General features: G+C 69.2%; 19 protein-coding genes. 8 read left to right on the forward strand and 11 right to left on the reverse strand.

The window, feature by feature from the left end; translation table 11 throughout:
* Positions 1–16 precede the first annotated feature (16 nt).
* The 3 genes from CA951_RS12225 to CA951_RS12235 all read left to right on the forward strand — a co-directional run bounded on the left by CA951_RS12225 (position 17) and on the right by CA951_RS12235 (position 2,718).
* Positions 17–1,192 (forward strand): acyl-CoA dehydrogenase family protein, encoded by a 1,176-nt coding sequence (locus CA951_RS12225; protein WP_087557094.1) that lies wholly within the window; start codon positions 17–19, stop codon positions 1,190–1,192.
* A gap of 9 nt (positions 1,193–1,201) precedes the next feature.
* Positions 1,202–2,329: an acyl-CoA dehydrogenase family protein gene (locus CA951_RS12230; protein WP_087557095.1), complete on the forward strand. Its 1,128-nt coding sequence runs from the start codon at positions 1,202–1,204 to the stop codon at positions 2,327–2,329.
* Between the two features lie 185 nt (positions 2,330–2,514).
* Complete coding sequence (locus tag CA951_RS12235; protein ID WP_012688808.1) at positions 2,515–2,718, forward strand: hypothetical protein; 204 nt, start codon at positions 2,515–2,517, stop codon at positions 2,716–2,718.
* Between the two features lie 8 nt (positions 2,719–2,726).
* Here the strand turns inward: CA951_RS12235 and CA951_RS12240 are convergent, their stop codons facing one another.
* The 5 genes from CA951_RS12240 to CA951_RS12260 are packed head-to-tail and all read right to left on the reverse strand — an operon-like array spanning position 2,727 to position 9,976.
* Positions 2,727–3,887, reverse strand: coding sequence for a VWA domain-containing protein (locus tag CA951_RS12240; RefSeq protein WP_087557096.1), 1,161 nt, complete (start codon positions 3,885–3,887; stop codon positions 2,727–2,729).
* Positions 3,884–6,061, reverse strand: a complete 2,178-nt coding sequence (locus tag CA951_RS12245; RefSeq protein ID WP_087557295.1) for a DUF5682 family protein — start codon at positions 6,059–6,061, stop codon at positions 3,884–3,886. The genes CA951_RS12240 and CA951_RS12245 overlap by 4 nt, the downstream gene beginning before the upstream one ends.
* A gap of 11 nt (positions 6,062–6,072) precedes the next feature.
* Positions 6,073–7,176, reverse strand: a complete 1,104-nt coding sequence (locus CA951_RS12250) for an AAA family ATPase (protein ID WP_087557097.1) — start codon at positions 7,174–7,176, stop codon at positions 6,073–6,075.
* Positions 7,173–8,648: a DUF5691 domain-containing protein gene (locus tag CA951_RS12255; RefSeq protein WP_087557098.1), complete on the reverse strand. Its 1,476-nt coding sequence runs from the start codon at positions 8,646–8,648 to the stop codon at positions 7,173–7,175. The genes CA951_RS12250 and CA951_RS12255 overlap by 4 nt, the downstream gene beginning before the upstream one ends.
* Positions 8,645–9,976: an SWIM zinc finger family protein gene (locus CA951_RS12260; protein ID WP_087557099.1), complete on the reverse strand. Its 1,332-nt coding sequence runs from the start codon at positions 9,974–9,976 to the stop codon at positions 8,645–8,647. The genes CA951_RS12255 and CA951_RS12260 overlap by 4 nt, the downstream gene beginning before the upstream one ends.
* A gap of 126 nt (positions 9,977–10,102) precedes the next feature.
* On the opposite strand from CA951_RS12260, the gene CA951_RS12265 reads away from it, so the two are divergent.
* Positions 10,103–10,618, forward strand: a complete 516-nt coding sequence (locus CA951_RS12265; RefSeq protein ID WP_087557100.1) for an SRPBCC family protein — start codon at positions 10,103–10,105, stop codon at positions 10,616–10,618.
* Between the two features lie 10 nt (positions 10,619–10,628).
* On the opposite strand, the gene CA951_RS12270 is transcribed toward CA951_RS12265, so the two are convergent.
* Both CA951_RS12270 and CA951_RS12275 read right to left on the reverse strand, forming a co-directional pair.
* Positions 10,629–10,985, reverse strand: a complete 357-nt coding sequence (locus CA951_RS12270) for an antibiotic biosynthesis monooxygenase (protein WP_072940196.1) — start codon at positions 10,983–10,985, stop codon at positions 10,629–10,631.
* Positions 10,986–11,054: 69 nt separating this feature from the next.
* Complete coding sequence (locus CA951_RS12275) at positions 11,055–11,558, reverse strand: GNAT family N-acetyltransferase (RefSeq protein WP_087557296.1); 504 nt, start codon at positions 11,556–11,558, stop codon at positions 11,055–11,057.
* Between the two features lie 193 nt (positions 11,559–11,751).
* On the opposite strand from CA951_RS12275, the gene CA951_RS12280 reads away from it, so the two are divergent.
* Genes CA951_RS12280 through CA951_RS12290 form a run of 3 tightly spaced genes read left to right on the forward strand, consistent with a single transcriptional unit; the run spans position 11,752 to position 14,934 of the window.
* The gene (locus CA951_RS12280; RefSeq protein WP_087557101.1) at positions 11,752–12,273 is read left to right on the forward strand and encodes a MarR family winged helix-turn-helix transcriptional regulator; all 522 of its coding nucleotides are present in this window, start codon (positions 11,752–11,754) and stop codon (positions 12,271–12,273) included.
* Positions 12,266–14,065 carry a long-chain fatty acid--CoA ligase gene (locus CA951_RS12285; RefSeq protein WP_087557102.1) on the forward strand — a complete coding sequence of 600 codons (1,800 nt, stop codon included), beginning with the start codon at positions 12,266–12,268 and terminating at the stop codon, positions 14,063–14,065. The genes CA951_RS12280 and CA951_RS12285 overlap by 8 nt, the downstream gene beginning before the upstream one ends.
* Positions 14,066–14,082: 17 nt before the next feature.
* The gene (locus tag CA951_RS12290; RefSeq protein ID WP_087557103.1) at positions 14,083–14,934 is read left to right on the forward strand and encodes a patatin-like phospholipase family protein; all 852 of its coding nucleotides are present in this window, start codon (positions 14,083–14,085) and stop codon (positions 14,932–14,934) included.
* Between the two features lie 3 nt (positions 14,935–14,937).
* Here CA951_RS12290 and CA951_RS12295 read toward each other — a convergent pair whose 3' ends face one another.
* Positions 14,938–16,185 carry a lipase family protein gene (locus tag CA951_RS12295; RefSeq protein WP_087557104.1) on the reverse strand — a complete coding sequence of 416 codons (1,248 nt, stop codon included), beginning with the start codon at positions 16,183–16,185 and terminating at the stop codon, positions 14,938–14,940.
* A gap of 120 nt (positions 16,186–16,305) precedes the next feature.
* Between CA951_RS12295 and CA951_RS12300 the strand changes: the two genes are divergently transcribed.
* A complete protein-coding gene (locus tag CA951_RS12300) occupies positions 16,306–16,800 on the forward strand; it encodes a GNAT family N-acetyltransferase (RefSeq protein ID WP_087557105.1) in 495 nt (164 codons plus the stop codon).
* 4 nt (positions 16,801–16,804) lie between these two features.
* Here the strand turns inward: CA951_RS12300 and CA951_RS12305 are convergent, their stop codons facing one another.
* The 3 genes from CA951_RS12305 to CA951_RS12315 are packed head-to-tail and all read right to left on the reverse strand — an operon-like array spanning position 16,805 to position 19,030.
* On the reverse strand, positions 16,805–17,566 hold the full coding sequence (locus CA951_RS12305) for an amino acid ABC transporter ATP-binding protein (RefSeq protein WP_087557106.1): 762 nt from the start codon (positions 17,564–17,566) through the stop codon (positions 16,805–16,807).
* A complete protein-coding gene (locus CA951_RS12310) occupies positions 17,563–18,231 on the reverse strand; it encodes an amino acid ABC transporter permease (protein WP_087557107.1) in 669 nt (222 codons plus the stop codon). Before CA951_RS12310 ends, CA951_RS12305 begins: the two co-directional genes overlap by 4 nt.
* 10 nt (positions 18,232–18,241) lie before the next feature.
* Positions 18,242–19,030, reverse strand: a complete 789-nt coding sequence (locus CA951_RS12315; RefSeq protein WP_087557108.1) for an amino acid ABC transporter substrate-binding protein — start codon at positions 19,028–19,030, stop codon at positions 18,242–18,244.
* Between the last annotated feature and the right edge of the window lie 11 nt (positions 19,031–19,041).

Here is a 19,041-nt window from a genome sequence, read left to right on the forward strand (position 1 = left end):
GTGCGAAGGAATTCCGATGAATCTGGCCTTGACCGACGAGGAGCTGGCGTTCCGCGACGAGATGCGAACGTTCTTCACCACGCAGATTCCGGCGGAGATCCGCGAGCGGTACGCACGTGGCGAAGAAGTGGGGAAAGAAGGCTTCATCGAGTCTCAGCGGATTCTGAACGCCAACGGACTCGCGACGCCGCACTGGCCGGTCGAGTGGGGCGGCCGCGACTGGACTGCGGTGCAGAAGCACATCTGGCTCGACGAGCTGCAGCTCGCGTCGGTGCCCGAACCGCTCGCGTTCAACACCAGCATGGTGGGCCCCGTCATCGCGGCTTTCGGTTCGCAGGAGCAGAAGGAGAAGTTCCTTCCCGCGACCGCCAACCTCGACATCTGGTGGTGCCAGGGATTCTCCGAACCCGAGGCCGGTTCCGACCTCGCGTCGCTGAAGACCCGCGCCGTCCGCGACGGCGGCGACTACGTGATCAACGGCCAGAAGACGTGGACCACTCTCGCGCAGCATGCCGACTGGATCTTCGTCCTCGCCCGCACCAACCCGGACGCCCCCAAGAAGCAGGCCGGCATCTCATTCATCCTCGTCGACCTGAAGACGCCCGGCGTCACGGTGCGCCCGATCAAGCTGATCGACGGCGGCTACGAGGTCAACGAGGTCTTCTTCGAGGACGTGCGTGTGCCCGCCGAGAATCTCGTGGGTGAGGAGAACCAGGGCTGGAGCTACGCCAAGTTCCTGCTCGGCAACGAGCGCGCCGGCGTCACCCGCCTGGGATTCTCCAAGGTTCGGCTCGCGCAGGCGAAGAAGCGCGCCGCGGAGATTTCCGTCGGCGAGGGGACGCTGCTCGTCGACCCGCTGTTCGCCGCCCGCATCGCGGAACTGGAGAACGAGATCATCGCGCTCGAGCTCACCCAGCTGCGGGTGGTCGCCAGTTCGGCCGACGGCAAGCCGAATCCGGCGTCGTCGCTGCTGAAGCTGCGCGGGTCCGAACTGCAGCAGGCGACCCTCGAGCTGCTGACCGACGTGGCGGGCCCCGACTCCCTTCCCTTCGCCGCTGGTGACGGCATCTCCTCACCGCTCTGGGCGCAGCGGACGGCACCGACGTATCTGAACTACCGCAAGGTTTCCATCTACAGCGGATCGAGCGAAGTGCAGCGCAGCATCATCGCCTCCTCGATCCTCGGATTGTGAGGGCGTGACATGGACTTCGAACTGACCGACGAACAGAAACTGCTGCGCGACACCACCCGTGAACTGCTCGGCCGCAGCTACGACGCGGAGAAGCGCAACGCCGTCACCGACACCGAGCAGGGGTGGAGCCCGCAGGTGTGGAAGCAACTCGCCGAGGTGGGTCTGCTGGGTCTGAGCTTCGACGAAGAAGACGGCGGAATGGGCGCCGGACCTGTCGAGGTGGCATCGGTGATGACCGAGATCGGCCGTCGTCTCGCGCCTGAACCCGTCCTCGACGCCGTGCTCGTGCCCGGCGGCCTGATCGCTGCGGCCGGCAGCACCGAGCAGCGTCGCCGGATTCTCCCGGACGTCTCCGAGGGCAACCTCCTGCTGGCCTTCGCCGATCGGGAACCGGGCGTGCGCTGGCCGTCGGGCCGGGTGTCCACGACGGCGACGAAGGACGGCGACGCGTGGACCCTGACGGGTACGAAGAACCCGGTTCCGCACGGCGGCAGCGCGAACACCTTGGTCGTCAGTGCTGCTCTCCCGGACGGCGGGGTCGGACTGTTCCTCGTCGACGGCGACGCCACCGGTCTGACCCGCACCGCCTATGCGACCCACGACGGACTGCGGGCCGCACAGGTGGAACTGTCCGGCACCCCGGCCGAGCCGCTCGGTGAGGGCGGCGACGCGTCTTCGGCGATCGACGGCGCGCACATCCGGGCGCAGGCGGCACTGTGCGCGGAGGCCGTCGGCGCGATGGAGGAGGCGTTGCGGCTGACGACCGAGTACCTGAAGACGCGCAAGCAGTTCGGCGTCCCGATCGCGAAGTTCCAGACGCTCACCCACCGTGCGGCCGACATGTACGTGCTGCTGGAACTGGCCCGCAGCATGAGTTTGTACGCGACGATGTCGCTGGCCGACGGAACAGTGGACCCGGTGGTCGCGTCCCGTGCCAAGCTGCAGATCGGCCGGTCGGCCCGCACGATCGGGCAGGAAGCGATCCAGATGCACGGCGGCATCGGCATGACCGCCGAGTACCCGGTCGGGCATTACGTGAGCCGGCTGACCGCGATCGAGCACACCCTCGGCGGCTCCGACGACCACCTGCGGGTGCTCGCGGCGGCGACGACCCAGGGCACCGTCAGCATCATCTAGCTGCGCCCGTGAGTACTTGTTAACCGCCCGCGGTTAACAAGTACTCACGGGTGCAGGTCTCGGATTGGTATCGGAAAGAGCGTTTTCGACGTGTCGCACGAGGACCCCCGTGTGACGCAGCTAACGTTCTGCGCGCACATCAGAACTCACGGGGGATGTACATATCTCGGTGAAGGAGCGTTGTCATGGGGTCCGGTCCAGTCAAAGCGATCATGTGGAGCCTGCTCGTCGTGGGACTCGTCGGTGCGGGAGTCGGGATCTCCGAACTGCACGTCCCGTGGACGGTCGCGTCGTTGATCGTCGCGTCGGTGTCCGGGCTGGTCCTGCTCAGGATCCGCGCCGACGCGCATCCCGAACTGCACAGCGAGCGCAGGATGGCTGCCGGCTGACCCCGCCGTCACCCCTGCTGGAGACCGTCCGCCCACCTGCCGATGTCGCCGCGTTCGAGTGCGAGCGCCAGCAGTTCCGGGAACTTGTCCGGCGTGCAGGCGAACGCGGGAATGCCGAGCGCGCCGAGGGCCGCCGCGTTGTCGTGATCGAACGACGGGGCGCCGTCGTCGGACAGCGCGAGCAGCACCACCACCTGGACGCCGGCGTTCTTCATCGCCGCCATCCTGCGCAGCATCTCCGCGCGTATCCCGCCCTCGTACAGGTCCGAGATCAGCACGAACAACGATTCCGCCGGCCTGTCGATCAGTGACTGGCTGTAGGCGATTGCCCGGTTGATGTCGGTGCCGCCGCCGAGTTGCGTGCCGAACAGCACGTCGACGGGATCGGACAGCTTGTCGGTGAGGTCGACGACCGCCGTGTCGAACACGACCAGCGACGTCTTCAGCGCGCGCATCGACGCGAGCACCGCGCCGAACACGGACGCGTACACGACGCTCGACGCCATCGAGCCGGACTGGTCGATGGCGAGGACGACGTCGCGGTGCACGGCCTGCGAGCGGCGGCCGTAGCCGATCAACCGCTCCGGCACCACCGTCTTGTGCTCGGGCAGGTAGTGCGCGAGGTTGGCGCGGATCGTGCGATTCCAGTCGATATCGCGGTACCGGGGATTGGTGATGCGGGCCGAGCGGTTCAGTGCACCCGTGACGGCGGTTCTGGTCTTCTGCGCGATCCGGTCCTCGACCTCCCGGACCACTTTCTCGACGACCATCCGGGCGGTGGCCTTGCTGGTCTCGGGCATCACCCGGTTCAGGCTCAGCAGGGTGCCGACGAGGTGGACGTCCGGTTCGACAGCGTCGAGCAGTTCGGGTTCGAGGAGCAGTTGGGTGAGGCCGAGCCGGTCGATGGCGTCCTTCTGCATCACCTGCACGACGCTGCTCGGGAAGTAGGTGCGGATGTCGCCGAGCCAGCGCGCGACCTTCGGCGCCGATCCGCCGAGACCCGCAGTGCGGCGGCGGCTCTTCGACCCCTCACTGCTGGTGTCGTAGAGCGCGGCCAGTGCGCCGTCCATCGCCGCGTCCGTTTTCGACGCCAGTCCGCCGGTGGATTCCTCGGCGGCATTGCCGAGCAGCAGCCGCCACCGTCGTAGCCGTTCCGCGTCTTCGGTCACGACGTCGCCCCCAGGATGTCGGCGACGGTGCGGATCGCGACGGTGCCGCGCCGGGCATCGACCTCGGCGGGAGCATCGGCCGTGGAGCCGCCCTCCACGGACTGTCCGATGGCCCGGCGTTCCCCGGTCTCGAAGCTGCCGAATGTGCGCCGCAGCAGCGGCAGCACGTCGACGAAATCCTGCTCGCGCAGCCCCGACACCCACCCGTCGAGCAGGCGCAGCAGCTGCCGGTCGTGGACCAGCAGCAGGCCTCCGCCGCCGAGGAAGCCGTCGACCCACCCGGCCTTGGCGGCCGGTTCGGCGCCGACGGACAGCGCCCGCGACAGCCGGGTGGCGGCCTCCGTTTCGCTGACGGCGCCCGCGTCGCGGAGCAGCCGGACCATGCGCCCGATCACGAGGCCGTTCACGTCGCTGCGGTCGACGAGGCCGGTGAGCGTGCCGAGCCACCGCGCCGACGCACGGTCGTCGTCCCGCAGCATCACCGCCGCGTGGACGTCGTCGACAGCGCGGCGCAGGTCGAGGGCGCTGTCGTCGTCCAGGCCGGACAGCGCCGACGGCAGTCCCGCGCAGATGCGGACGAGCAGGCTGTCGGTGACGCGGGTGAGCGACGAGACGTCGGTGCCGCGGACGTCGCCGTACCGCAGGGTGCGGGTGAGCGCGGGCAGCGCGTCCATCAGGTGCATGACGTCGTGGTCGAGCGTGGCCGCGGTCTCCAGCGCGCGCAACAGTTCGGCCAGGGCGTCGCCGAGATCCGACAGCAGCGCCTGCTCGAGCAGTCCGGTGAGCCGGGCGAGGGAGACGTCGCGGGCCGCCGCTTCCTCACGCACCTTCGCCGTGGCTGCGGCCTCGACGGTGGTGCCCCACAGCGACGCCTCGATGATCGACACCGCCAGTTCGGGTTGCCAGGTGAGCGACCACGTCTCACGGAACGTGCCGGTGCCGCGGACTTCACTCTCGGACGGGGTGCCCCAGTCGACACCGAGGATCTGCAGTCGGTGCAGCAGCCGGGACCGCGCGACGTCGTTGTCCCGGCGGAGATCGAGGTCGATGGTCTTCTCGGTGGCCTGCTGCTTGAGCCGCAGCGTCTTCGCCCGGGCACGGAGGTCGGCGTCGAGGGGAACCGTCGGGGTGTCGTCCGGGACGGCGCCGAGGGCCTCGCCGACGACGAGACGACGCGTGATCAGGTCGAGCAGAACGTCGTCCCCGTCGCACATCACGGCGCGGGTCGCCTCGGTGACCTCGGAGAGACCGGCCAGCGGCCGCGCCCGTAACGCGGCCAACGTGTCTGCGAGACGGACGGATTCGATGACGTGCGCACTCGACACCGGAAGGTCCTCGTCCCGCAGCACCCGCGCGACCTTCGTGAGCCATCGGGTGATCGTGCGGTCCGGGGCGGTGAACAGGTGGTGGTACCAGCCGGGGGAGGTGATGCCCGCGCCGTATCCGGACGCCGTGGACAGCCGCGAATGCGTCCACGGCACCCACGTCAGCGACGTCTTGATCTTGGGTATTCCCTTGAGGATTCGTGCATCCGCTGTGGCCGGTCCGAGTGGGCCGGCGAGTGCCGGGGCGTGCCAGGCGCCGCACACCACCGCGATCCGCGAGGCACCGCCCTTGATCACCTTCCGCAGGGTCTGGCGCATGTACGCCTCGCGCCTGCTGGTCGGTTCGTCGAGTTCGACGGTGTCCCGCAGCGCGGTCATGGCGTCGGTGATCGCGTCGAACGAGTCGGTCCCCGAACCGGATTCGATGACGGCGTCCCACCAGCGTTCGGTGTCGTCGTAGCCGGCCGCCGCGGCCAGCGCCGCCAGCGGATCCTCGGAACGGGACTCGGCGAGGTCGGCGGCGAGGGTGTTGGCGGCCGGAAGGTCGCAGAAGCGCACCTCGACGCCGCGCCCGGCCGCCCACGACAGCGCCTGCCACTCCGGGGAGAACACCGCGAACGGCCAGAACGCCGCCGTCCGGGGTTCGCCGGTGGCATATGCGAGCAGCGCCACCGGGGGTTCCATGGTGTCGGACGCGGTCAACGCGACCAGCGGATCGGCGTCCGCGGGCCCTTCGATCAGGACGGCGTCGGGAACGAACTCGTCGAGCGCGCGACGCACCGATCGTGCGGAACCGGGCCCGTGGTGGCGGATGCCGAAAACACGGACGTCGCCCGCCGGCGGGCTCATCGCCCTGGTGGTCACCCGGTGACCTCGCGGCACGCCCGGTAGAAGTCGGCCCAGCCCTCCCGCTCGCGGACCACGGCCTCGAGGTATTCGGTCCACACCACCCGGTCGGCCACCGGGTCCTTCACCACGGATCCGAGGATTCCCGCGGCGACGTCGGAGGGACGGAGCACCCCGTCACCGAAATGCGCGGCGAGCGCGAGTCCGTTGGTCACCACGGAGATCGCCTCCGCAGTCGACAGCGTTCCCGACGGGGACTTCAGCTTGGTGCGGCCGTCGCCGGTGGCGCCGGACCGCAGTTCCCGGAACACGGTGACCACCCGCCGGATCTCGTCGTCCGTCGCCGGGACCTCCGGCAGTTCCAGCGAGGACCCGAGTTGCTCGACCCGCCGCGCGACGATGGCGACCTCGTCCTCCTCGCTGGCGGGCAGGGGCAGGACGACCGTGTTGAAACGCCTGCGCAGCGCGGACGACAGGTCGTTGACGCCGCGGTCGCGGTCGTTGGCGGTGGCGATCAGGTTGAAACCCCGGGTGGCCTGAACCTCGGTGCCCAGTTCGGGGATCGGCAGTGTCTTCTCCGAGAGCACGGTGATGAGCGCGTCCTGCACGTCGGCGGGAATGCGGGTCAGCTCCTCGACCCGCGCGATCCGCCCGCCCTGCATCGCCGTCATGACCGGGGACGGAACGAGTGCGCCCGCGGTGGGTCCCTCGGCGAGGAGCCTCGCGTAGTTCCAGCCGTACCGGATGGCCTCCTCGGGTGTGCCCGACGTTCCCTGGACGAGCAGGGTCGACTCGCCGGACACCGCCGCCGACAGGTGTTCGGACACCCACGTCTTGGCCGTCCCGGGCACGCCGAGCAGAAGCAGGGCGCGGTCGGTGGCGAGTGTCGCGACCGCTACCTCGATCAGCCGCCGGGGACCGACGTACTTGGGGGTGATGACCGTGCCGTCGTCGAGTTCGCCGCCGAGCAGGTACGTCACGACCGCCCACGGCGACAACTTCCACGACGGTGGCCGGGGCCGGGTGTCCTGCGCGGCGAGGGCGGCGAGTTCGTCGGCGTAGGCCTGCTCGGCGTGGGGTCGTAGCAGGTCGGCCGGGACGGCCGCGATCTCGGTCACTCGAGCTCCTTCAGGACTGTATTGCGATGGTCGATGTTGGCGGCGACGGTGGCGAACGCCTGCTGCCAGCCCGGGTCACGGGTGCGTTCGGCGGCCGTCCGGAGCAGCGGCGCCGCAGCGAACGGGAAGTGCGTTTCCGCGCTGCGGAGGGTCGAGTAGTGGCTGTGCCTGGAGAACTGCCCGAGGTCCTTGCCGGTCTCGGCGTGCCGCCCGGCCACGTCCTCGAGGCGGGCGATCACCCGCTCGGCGAGGTCGAGCGGCCACGGGTGGGGCAGCCCCTCGAACAGCGCGGCGCCGTCGACGCCCAGCAGGTAGCTGTCGGCGTGGCCCGACAGAATGTAGGCGAGCCGTTCGCGGGCGGGAACGATCGGCACCACGCGACGCTCGGTCTTGCGCCCCTCGCGGTGCAGCAGGGCGGACGCCCAGCGCGGATTGCGCTGGAGCACGGTGGCGTTGGTCCACGCCTCCATCATCACCTCCCGCCATTGGTCTTCGATCCGGATCTCCAACGCGCCGGCGGCCGAGCCGATCATGCCTTCCCACACCGACAGGGGGGCGGCGGTGACCACCATCCGCAACCACCAGCTGCGGATTCCCTTGTTCTTGAAGTGGACGTCCTCGATTCCGTCGCGACGGGCCGAATCGTCCAGGGAACCGGGCATGTTCACCACGAGACGGGTGCGCAGCGGCTTCTTCTCCACCCGCACCCATGCGCGGGCGCGGGCGCCCATCCGCTCGGCGTACGCGGAGTTGGGCAGCTGGCGCAGCAACTGGACCGCCTGCTGACGCACCTCTTTCCGCCGGTCGTCGAGTGCGTGCTCGAGCAGGGCGGCGTCGGCGTCGCCGAGCCCGGTGCCCAGGACCGCGATGAACGCCGCCCGGTGCTCGCCCCGTTCGGTATCCCAGGTGCGGCGCAATTCGGCCATCGCGATCGCCGGGTTCACCGCCCGCATCGTCGTGAGCCACAGCAGCCGTTCCTGGTGCGCGCCGTGCGTCCACACGTCGGTGCGATCGGACCGCCGGACCAGCATCGACCAGTCCGGGTTCTGCGCCGCGAGCCACTGACCGCGGGGGCCTGCCAATCGCAGGATGCTCTCGCGGTGGGTGTCGTTCGTGCGCGCCACCGCCATCAGGTCGGCGACGAGATGATCGGGCGCGCGGTATCCCCGCTCGGCGACCACCGCGAACCACTCGGTGAGCGTCCACGACTTGGCGGCGAGCAACTGCATCAGGTGCGCGGCGGACGCGGGCGGCAACTGCAGCCGCGGATCGTCCTCGGCGGGCGCGGGCAGCACGCGGGTGGCGGCGGCGACTCCGCCGTCGCGGTATGCGTTTTCGAGTGCGGCCGCGCCCAGCAGGGTCTCCGCCGGGTCGCCGCCGACCGACTGCGCCAGTTCGCCGGTGGCCAGACCCTCGAACGAGGGGGCGGATCGTGCCGTGCCGAGCAGGGCGGCGGACAGGAGTTCGCTCATCGCCGACTCCTCGCGGTCGACGGCGGGCCGGCCACGAGCGGGTACACGTCGCCGCGGTCGAACACCGACACGGGAACGAGGGAGTCGCTGGTCCATTCCCCGAACACGGTGACGGGACTGCCGCCGGACATTCCGAGCAGCCGCCACAGGACCGGATCCTCGCCGGACAGCGGCAGCGCGCGTCCCTGCCCGTCGACGACGAACCAGCTTCCGCCGTCGTATGACGGGGTGACACCGATGAGCAGGGCGGGCCACGAGCGGATCCACGGGTCGGCCCCGACCGCGGCGGCGAAGTCGTCGAGTGCGGTGTCGATGTCGCTCGGTGCGACCGTGGTGAACGGTTCGGGCGTCTGGTGGGTGTCGCCGAACTGGGCGCGCAGCGGCGCGGCGCCGGGGTAGAAGTGCAGGGTGGCGTCGACGAGCGACCCGAGCGGCGGGATCACCGTCGAGAAGTGGGCGGAGCCGTGCGCGAAGTCCAGGAGGATCGCGCGGCGACCGTGGTCGCGGCCGAGCAACCACACCTTGCGGGTGAAGAGGCGCTTCTCCTCGGTGGTCTGCATGCCCAGCACCATCCACCGGTCGCGGACTCCCGGCTCGCCGCGCACGCTGTCGGTGGCCACCGGGTATCCGACGTGCGAACGCACCGACGCCTGCAACGGTTCCGGCAGTTCGCTCAGTCGGCGATGGGCGACGACGAGAAGGTGCAACCTGGCGTATTCGCGGAGCAACCGGTCCGGCCAGTCGGCCCGGGTGGCGACGACGATCGGAAGGCGGCGCAGGGTGGACGCGATCCCGGGCGCCTGGGCGTCGACCATGCGGGCCGCGATGGCGTCGAACGCGGAAGCCGAGATGTCGGCCGCGCCGAGGCCGCCCCGGATCTGGTCGGTGAGCCACAGGTCGAGTTCGTCGAGGCCCGCCGCCACCCGCTCGGCCCGGCGTTCCGCGGATTTGGCACCCGACGCCGTGGTGACCGGTGCCGCCGCGGTGCGCACCGCGGCGGCCCGCCCGGCCCGCCGGCTCAGCCAGTCGTTCGCGAATTCGGGCGGTTCGGACTGCTCCGGAACGCTGCCCTGCGACCAGATCAGCAGTAGTCCGAGCGCGTGCTTGCACGGAAACTTCCGGCTCGGGCACGAGCAGTGGTACGCCGGACCGGTGAGGTCGACCACCGATCGGTAGGGGCTCTTGCCGCTGCCTTGGCACAGTCCCCACAGTGCGTCGCCGTTGCCGCCCGTCTGCGACCACGAGGCCGACAGCTTTGTGGCGGCAGCGAGGGAGCCGGCATCGGGGGCCACCGATGCGACCTGTCCCTCCGACCAAGGCGACGTCACTCCGTCACCGTAGGGGAGTTGTCCGACAGGAAGGGAGGAGGGGCGCGGAATTGTCCGCCAACTTCGGTGTGGACGGCGGCCTCCCGTGTCAAGCTGTCGTCAGGTGCGACAGCGAGGAGTGGGCCGGTGATCCACGGAAGGTATTTCGAGTTCAAGGGTCGTCCCGCCGTGCGGTTCCGGTGCACGTACCCGTTCGACGTTCAGAGGCTGTGGGAGGCCGTGTCCGAGCCGGACGAACTCGAGCGCTGGTTTCCGTCACGGGTCCGGCTCGACACCTACGCCGGCGGCGACATCGAATTCTTCCCGGAACCGCACAGCGACCCCGAGACGGGGACGGTCCTCGTCTACGGCGCGCCGTGCACCCTGGCGTTCACCTGGGGCGGGGACGAGATCCACTTCGAGGTCGAGCCGACCGCGGAAGGGTGCGCACTGACGCTCGTGAACGTTCTCGAGGTCCGCAACACGGCGGCGAGGAACGCGGCCGGGTGGAGTGTGTGTCTCGCCGACCTCGACCGGCACCTCGACGGGGCGGACACTCCCGGTCATCGCCGCGATGCGTCCGCGGACTGGCGGCCGTTCTATCAGACCTACCTGGGGGAGGGGATGCCGTCGGGCGCGCCGATCCCGGGGGAGTCCGCCTGACGGCGGTTCGTCAGAGCCGGGGACGCTCGAACAGGCTCTCCACGTTCGACGCCGGCTCGTTCGGTGCCTCGACCGCGATGTTGCCGCCGGTCCTGAGCCACCCGTTGCGCAGCGAGGACGTCAACCAGTTGTCGAGTGCGGCTTGGGTTTCGAACTTCAGCACGATCACGCAGACATCGGAGGTGCTGCTCTCCTTGAGCCACCCGCCGCCGAGGAACCCGGGGAACAGCCGGGCGAGGCCGAGCCCGGTCTGAATCCAGTCGGCGAACTCCTCGTCGCAGCCGCGGAGGACCCGGCGGACGATGGTCGTCGTGACGGACGCATCCACAGGCTCGCCTGCCCTGGCGCCGTCGGCCGCGTTCTCCATCGTTTCCCTACCTCGGTTCCAGCTCACCCCCGTGACATGTTCCACATCAAACTACCAGCGGATTCGACGTCACAGGTCGTAGAAGGGCGCGGCGTACCGGAACGTGCCGGTGATGGACGGATCCCAGCATGCGAGCCGGCGTACCTGGAAGTGGGACGACCACGACGGCTGGTCCGGCTCGATCCCGGCCGACGTTCCGGAGACGAAGCCGAACCGCGGGTAGTAGTCGAGGTGACCGAGCAGCGCGACGAGCGGTTCGTCCCTGGCGTCGGCGGCGCCGAGCACGGCGTGCATCAGCGCCGAACCCACACCGGCGCGCTGGCGACCGGGGAGGACGCCGATCGGGCCGAGTGCGAGTACGTCCGTGGCGTCGACAGTCGCGCGGGTCAGGCAGACGTGGCCGACGACGGCTCCGTCGATCTCGGCGACGAGGGCCAGTTCCGGAATCCACGCGTCGCTCGACCGCAACAGGGTGACGAGGCCGACCTCGACGGGAGCGTCGCCGTCGAAGGCCTGCCGGTGCACCTCGGCCACCGCGTCGACGTCGCCCGCATTCTCGCGTCTGATCAGCATGCGCACACAGTGCATCGGCCGGGCCGCAGGCCGCAACGGATTTTCCGGCGCCGCCCGTTGTCCAGCCGGTAGCGGTGCGCGAAAAGCGTTCTCCAATTGTGACCGTGTGACCTTTGCGGCCGAATGAATTTCCGGCGCATCGGTAGCAGTATGGGCAGAACGTGAGGCGAGCGAAGGACAACGGGAATCGGGGGTGCGGGTGGTCGACGCCAGGGTGGTCGGATACAGTTGCAGTGTGCAACACAACGAGGTCGAGCCGGAGGAAACGCCCGCATCGGGTGTGGTGGCCGTCCATGACGAACTCGTCCGCCTCGTCCGCCAACTGGTCGCCGGTGACCGCCCTCCCGTCGGATCCCCGACGTTCGCTCAACATTCGCTGCTCTCGTTCGTCGCCCGCAATCCGGGATGCCGGGCCACCCAGATCTCGGACGCGTTCGGCGTGCACCGCTCCACCGTGTCGCGTCAACTCCGGGGCTGCATCGACGAGGGCTGGGTGCACGCCGAACCGGGACCGCTGCGCAGCGGTCACCCGTTGAGCCTCACCGACGTCGGCGTCGCGGTGCTGGCCGGCGCCGACGCCCGCCGGGTGGAGGAAGTCCGCGACCGGGTGGCCTCCTGGTCGGACGGCGAGATCGCCGCGTTCGCCCGGCACCTCCGCAAGTTCCGCCAGGGCGGCGACACCGACGACAGCATCGGAGACGGCACCCGTGCGTGAATACACCAGCGCTCCGACGTTCAGCGTGTCGGACCACGAGAACGCCGTGCTCCGGGTGTTCGCGCACGCCGAGAGCTACCCGGATCGGGTGATGTACACGCGTCCGGAGTCCGGCGGGTGGGTCGACGTGACGGCCAAGGACTTCGGCGCACTCGTCACCGGGGTCGCGAAGGGTCTGATCGCCAACGGGGTCCGCCCCGGCGACCGGGTGGCACTGCTGTCGTCGACCAGATTCGAATGGTCGCTGCTCGACTACGCGATCTGGGCGGCGGGCGCGGCGTCCGTCCCCATCTACGACTCCTCCTCCCACGACCAGATCCGGTGGATCATCGAGGATTCGGGGGCCGTCGCGGCGCTCGTGGAGACCCCGGCCCACGCGTCGAGTTTCGAGGGTGGCGGCATCCCCTACACGCTGAAGCGCATCCTCACCATCGACGAGGACGCGGTGGGCACGCTCATCAAGGACGGGTTGTCGATCGACGATTCCGAGGTGTTCAAGCGGGTGGTGGCGCTGACCGCCAACGACCTCGCCTCACTCGTGTACACGTCCGGCACCACGGGCCGTCCCAAGGGCTGCATCCTCACCCACCGGAACTTCCTGTCGGAGGTGCGGTCGTTGCTCGCGGCGCCGATCGGCGACGTCGCCCGGCCGGGCAACCGGGTGCTGACGTTCCTTCCGCTGGCGCACGTGCTGGCGCGGGCGGTGTCGCTGGCGATGTTCGAAGGCGGCGCGACGCAGGCGCACTGGTCCGACTTCGGCACGGTCACCGGTGAATTCGAACGTTTCCGGCCCAACACCATCCTCGGTGTTCCCCGCGTGTTCGAGAAGGTGCGGGACGGTGCGGCCCGCAAGGCGGCGTCCGGTGGCGGCCTGCAGAAACGGATCTTCGACTTCGCCGAGGCCACGGCGGTGGCGTACAGCGAGGCCCAGGACACGGGCGGTGCGCCGCTGCGGCTCCGCCTCGAGCACGCGGTCGCCGACAAGCTCGTCTACGCGAAACTCCGTGCCGCCCTGGGCGGCGAGTGCTGGTGGGCGATCTCGGGCGGCGGGGCGCTGATGCCGAGGCTCGGCCACTTCTTCCGCGGCATCGGGGTTCCGGTCTACGAGGGCTACGGCCTCACCGAATCGACGGCCGCGCACTGCGTCAACGTCCCCGGCGCCCAGCGGATCGGGACGGTCGGTCAGCCGCTGGGCGGCAACAGTGTGCGCATCGCCGAGGACGGCGAGATCGAACTGCGCGGCGGCGTCGTGTTCGGCGGCTACTGGCGCAACGCACACGCCACCCGGGAAGTGCTGGACGACGGCTGGTTTCGCACCGGCGATCTCGGCGACCTGGACGAGAGCGGCTATCTCACCATCACCGGCCGCAAGAAGGATCTGCTGATCACCGCCGGCGGCAAGAACGTGTCGCCGGGCCCGCTCGAGGACCGGCTCCGCTCACACCCCCTCGTCTCGCAGGCGGTGGTGGTGGGCGACAGCCGCCCGTTCATCGGTGCCCTGCTGACCGTGGATCCGCAGGAATTCCGCAAGTGGAAATCCGCGCACGGCAAGTCGTCCGAAGCCACGGTGGCGGACCTGCGCGACGACGAGGAACTGCGCGGAGACCTGCAGGACGCCGTGGACGACGCGAACACCACCGTCTCGCACACGGAGTCGATCAAACGGTTCGTCGTCCTGGACCGCGACCTCACGGAGGCAGGCGGGGAGCTGACCGCCACCCTGAAGATCAAGCGTCCCGTGGTGACCGAGCGCTTCGCGGACGACATTGCCGGCCTGTACCGCCGGGGCTGACCGGTTACGGTGGCCGCATGACAACAGCTTTCGTTCTGTCGGGTGGGGCGAGCCTCGGGGCAATCGAGGTCGGAATGTTGCAGACCCTGATCGGCAGGGGCATTCGGCCGGACCTCATCGTCGGCACGTCCGTCGGTGCGCTCAACGGCGCCTGGCTCGCCGGGGGTTCCTCCGACGCGGACCTGCGCGAACTGGCCGACCTGTGGCGCGGTCTCACCCGCAGCGCGGTGTTTCCCGCCGGATTGCTCACCGGATTCACCGGTTTCGTCGGGCTCCGCAACCATCTGGTTTCCAACCGCGCCATCAGGAAGTTGCTGGCGCAGCATCTCCGGTTCGAACGGATGGAGGACGCGCCGATCCCGTTGCACGTCATCGCCGTCGACGTGCTCACCGGCAAGGACGTCCGGCTGTCGACGGGGCCTGCCGTCGACGCCGTCACCGCGAGCGCGTCGCTGCCCGGCATCCTCCCGCCCGTGGTGATCGACGGCCGGGCGCTGATGGACGGCGGGGTCGTCAACAACACGCCCATCTCACACGCGATCGAACTGGGGGCGACGACCGTGTGGGTACTTCCCACCGGATATGCCTGCACCCTGTCGAAGGTTCCCGGAAGTGCGCTGGGCATGGGGTTGCTCGGCGTGACGCTCGCGATCAATCAGCGGCTCGCGCTCGACATCGAGCGGTACGAGAGCGTCGCGGACATCCGGGTGGTGCCCCCGCTGTGCCCGCTGGACACGAGTCCCGCCGATTTCGGCGACGCCGACGAACTGATCACGCGGGCGCGGGAGCAGACGGCGACGTGGCTCGACGAGGCACGCGTCGCCGGGGTCGGGCAGGCCGATCTGCTGCTGCCGCACGCGCACGGGTAGCCGTCAGCGGCACCCCGTGGGCGCAGGCACTCCGGCCAGCCGGTCGTCGATCCACTGCACCACCTCGGGCAGCGCGAACACGGCGGCGGTGAGGTGCTCGCCGAACTGCGGGGCATAGGTGACGTCGGCACCGCCGCGGCACCACTCCTGCTGCAGTGTGATCACCCCGTCCTCCGGAATCCACTCGTCGCCGAGGAACACTCGCGAAGACCCGTGATACAGCAGCACCGGTGCGGTCGGGGTGAGCGCGCCCATCCGGTTCTCGGCGATCACCGTTCGGGCCGTGGGAGTGCCGAACGGGTCGGGGACGGCGGCGAACAGTTCGACGGGCAGCGCGGCGACCCCGGCCGGTGCGAGGGCCAGGATGCACTGGTCCTTCAGCGGCGACGTCGCCAGCGCCACGCCGAGCGGATTCGCCAGCATCAGCATCTCCGGGTATTCGCGGGCGAGCCCGAGGACGGCGGACAGGTACAGACCCGAACCGAGTTGGCCGTTCATCGTCCGGCGGAGCAACCCGAAATCGGCGGGGGTCCCGCCCGCGGCGGCGCCGGCGAGAGCGACGTCCGGCGCGTACGTCGGCTGCAGTTGCGCCGCCCAGCCGGTGGCGATCGCACCACCGCTGTATCCCGTAGCGAGAACCGGGCTGTCCGAGAGCCCGAGGCCGGGAAGCTGCCTCATGCCGCGGATGCTGTCGAGCACGGCATGACCCGCCATCCGTCCCGCGCTGTACGCCATCCGCGGTCCCTGGTGGTCGGGCACGAGTACCGCGTAGTTCTTCGCGAGGAACAGCGACAGCACCGGGGGGATGTCCAGGTCGAGGGTCTGCCAGTCGTGCACCATCTTGTAGGACGGGGTGCACCGGGCGCCCAGCGAGTCGATGGGCATGTTGTAGTCGACCACCGGTCTCGGACCCGGCGCGGTCCACTCCGCCGTCGGCACCAGCACGGTCGCCGTCACCGGCACGGGACGGTCCTTGGAATCGTTGGACCGCACCATGATCTGGTGCGCCCGATGCGGGACCAGCTGGTTCGGCACCGCCCGAAGCGTCACTTCCCGTGAGCGGATGATCTCGCCGGCCGCGAAGTCCGCCACGTTCGGCGGCCACACGAAGAAGTCGTCGTCCACGATCGGGGACGGGAGAATGGATTCGGGCCCGAGAGGCTGGGCGGCCGCCCGCGGAGGGTGGGCGCACACATACGCGGCCGCACAGGTGGACAGTGTCATCAGGACCACCGCACGAAACAGGTTCATCGCTACCACCGCCCTGAGGTAACTGTCCCAGGATGTAACTGTAACTCCAGTCACATCGTCGCAGATAGACACGGCTGCAGCGGTGGTTTGTTTTCGAAGCGGGATGGTTACTGTGTGTGCATGGCGGTCACCGTGGAGCGGGCAGAACTCGAGCAGGCTGAAGACATCGTTCAGATGCACTGGGACGCAGAGGATTGGCTCCTGGCCAGGGAAATCGATCCGCCCGCCCGCGGTGAGGTGTCGCTCGCCGACGTGCGCGAGCAGATCGAATTCGGGGAATGGCGAGTCGCGCGGTTCGCGGGGATCGTGGTGGGGGCGCTTCGGGTACTGCGATCCGATCCGGACGTGTGGCTCGAGGACGACATCCCGGCCGCGTACGTGGCCCGGGTCATGACCGACCGCAGGCACGCCAGCGCCGGACTGGGCGCCCAGTTGCTGCGGTGGGTCGACGAGCACGCCCGCTCCGAGGACGCGTCCGTCGTGCGGCTCGAATGCGTCGAGACCAATTCCCGGCTCCGCGACTACTACGAGGAGCAGGGATTCTTCCCGGTGGGTCGCCGGGACTTCGACGTGGAGTGGCCGAGCGTCGTGCTCATGGAGAAGACGCTGCGCTGACGGTTCACAGCGGGTCGAGAATTCGGTGCAGGAACTGTCGTAGTCGCGGCACGGTCGGATTGACGAGTACGTCCTTCGGGGTGCCACGTTCGAGCACGACACCGTTGTCGACGAACAGCACCTGGTCGGCCACCTGCTGCGCGAACCGGATCTCGTGGGTCACGATCACCATCGTCCAGCCCTCGGTCGCGAGGTCCCGGATCACTCGCAACACCTCGCCGACCAGTTCGGGGTCCAGCGCGGACGTGGGTTCGTCGAACAACATCAGTTTCGGCTTCAGGGCGAGTGCCCGGGCGATTCCGACCCGTTGCTGCTGACCGCCCGACAATTCGTACGGGTACTGGTCCGCCTTCTCCGCGAGACCGACCTGCGTCAGCAACCGCATCGCGTCCGCGCGCGCCTCGGCCTTGGGCCGCTTCTGCACCACGATCGGGCCCTCGGTGACGTTCTGGATCGCCGTCTTGTGCGGAAACAGGTTGTGGGCCTGGAACACCATGCCGCTCTGCGCGCGGAACCTGGCCAGCGCCGACCGGCCCACCTCGGCGCCGAAGTCCACCGACTCGTCACCGATGGAGATCACCCCGCGGTCCGCCACGTCCAAGGCGTTGAGGGTCCGCAACACCGTCGTCTTGCCGGAGCCCGAGGGTCCGATGATGACGGTCACCGTGCCGGCCCTGACGTCGAAGCTGATGTCGCGCAGAACGTGATGGTCGCCGAACGACTTCTCGACGCCGGATACCTGAAGGAGGGGAGGGGTGTCGGTCATCGGGCCACATACCTGTCGAGTCGGGCTTCGAGCCGGACCTGGACGGCCGACAGGAAGATGCAGATCACCCAGTAGTACAGCGCGGCGATGCCGTAGAGGGCGAAGAAGTCGAACGTCGGTGCGGCCGCGAGCTGGGCGACGCGCAGCAGTTCGGTCACCAGGATCGTCGATGCCAGCGACGTGTCCTTCACGAGCGAGATCAGCGTATTGGACAGCGGCGGGACGGCCACCCGCGTGGCCTGCGGCAGCACGATCCGCTGCAGGGTGGTGGTGTAGCCCATGCCGATGGTCTGCGCGGCTTCCCACTGCCCCTTGGGGATCGACAGGATCGCCGCCCTGATCACCTCGGCCGCGTAACCGCCGACGTTGAGGCTGAACGCGATCACCGCCGCCGGGAACGGTTCGAGCGTCACACCGAACTGCGGCAGCGCGTAGAACACGATGAACAACTGCACCAGCAGCGGGGTGCCGCGGATGATGGAGACGTAGAAGCGGGCCAGCATCGACAGCGGTCTGATCGACGAGATCCGGGCGAGCGCCACCAGCAGCGCGATCGCCAGACCGATCGTGAAGCTGATGATCGTCAGCGGAATCGTCATCGTGATCGTGGCCTTCAGCATCGGCCACAGGTTGTCCAGGATCAGCTGGACCGTTGCGTCGTCCACGGGCAGGCTCTCAGTTGGTCGGTGCCGACACGTCGGTGCCGAAGTACTTCTGCGAGATCTGCGCGAGCGTTCCGTCGGCGCGCAGTTCGTCCAGGGCCTTGTCGATGTCGGGCATCAGGCCGCTGTCCTTGCGGGCCGCGAACGCCTGCTCGCTCGTGTCACCGGTCTCGGCGGCGACCTTCACCCCGGTGTCCCCGGTCTGCTTCTGGTATTCGGCGACGGCCAGATTGTCGTTGACGGTGGCATCGACCCGGCCGTCCTTGAGCAGCGTGATGGCCTGCACGAAACCCTCGACGGATTCGACGTTCGCGCCCGCGTCCCTGGCCACCTGCGCCCAGTTGCTCGTCGCGGACTGCGCCGTCGTCTTGCCCTTCAGGTCGGCGAGCGAGGTGATCGCGTTGTCGTCGGCGCGGGTGACGATCACACCCTCGGAGTAGGTGTACGGCGTCGACAGGTCGTACTTCTGGGTGCGCTCGTCGTTGACGGTCACCTGGTTGGCGACGAGGTCGTAGCGTTTCGCCTCGAGGCCCGCGAAGATGGAGTCCCACGGGGTCTGCGTGAACTCGACGGAGACACCGAGTTTGTCGCCGACCGCACGGATGACGTCGACGTCGTACCCGGTGAGCTGACCGTCGGGACCCTGGTAGCTGAACGGTGTGTACGTGCCCTCGGTGCCGACCTTCAGGACGCCCGATTCGCGAACCTGGTCGATGACCGGACCCGAATCGGAGCTTCCGCACCCGGCCAGCGACAGTGCGGTCAGGACGGCGATCAGGGCGGCCGGAAGTGTGCGTCGCACGGTGTTCCTCC

The sequence above is a fragment of the Rhodococcus sp. NCIMB 12038 genome, assembly GCF_002165735.1.
Lineage (GTDB): Bacteria > Actinomycetota > Actinomycetes > Mycobacteriales > Mycobacteriaceae > Rhodococcus_F.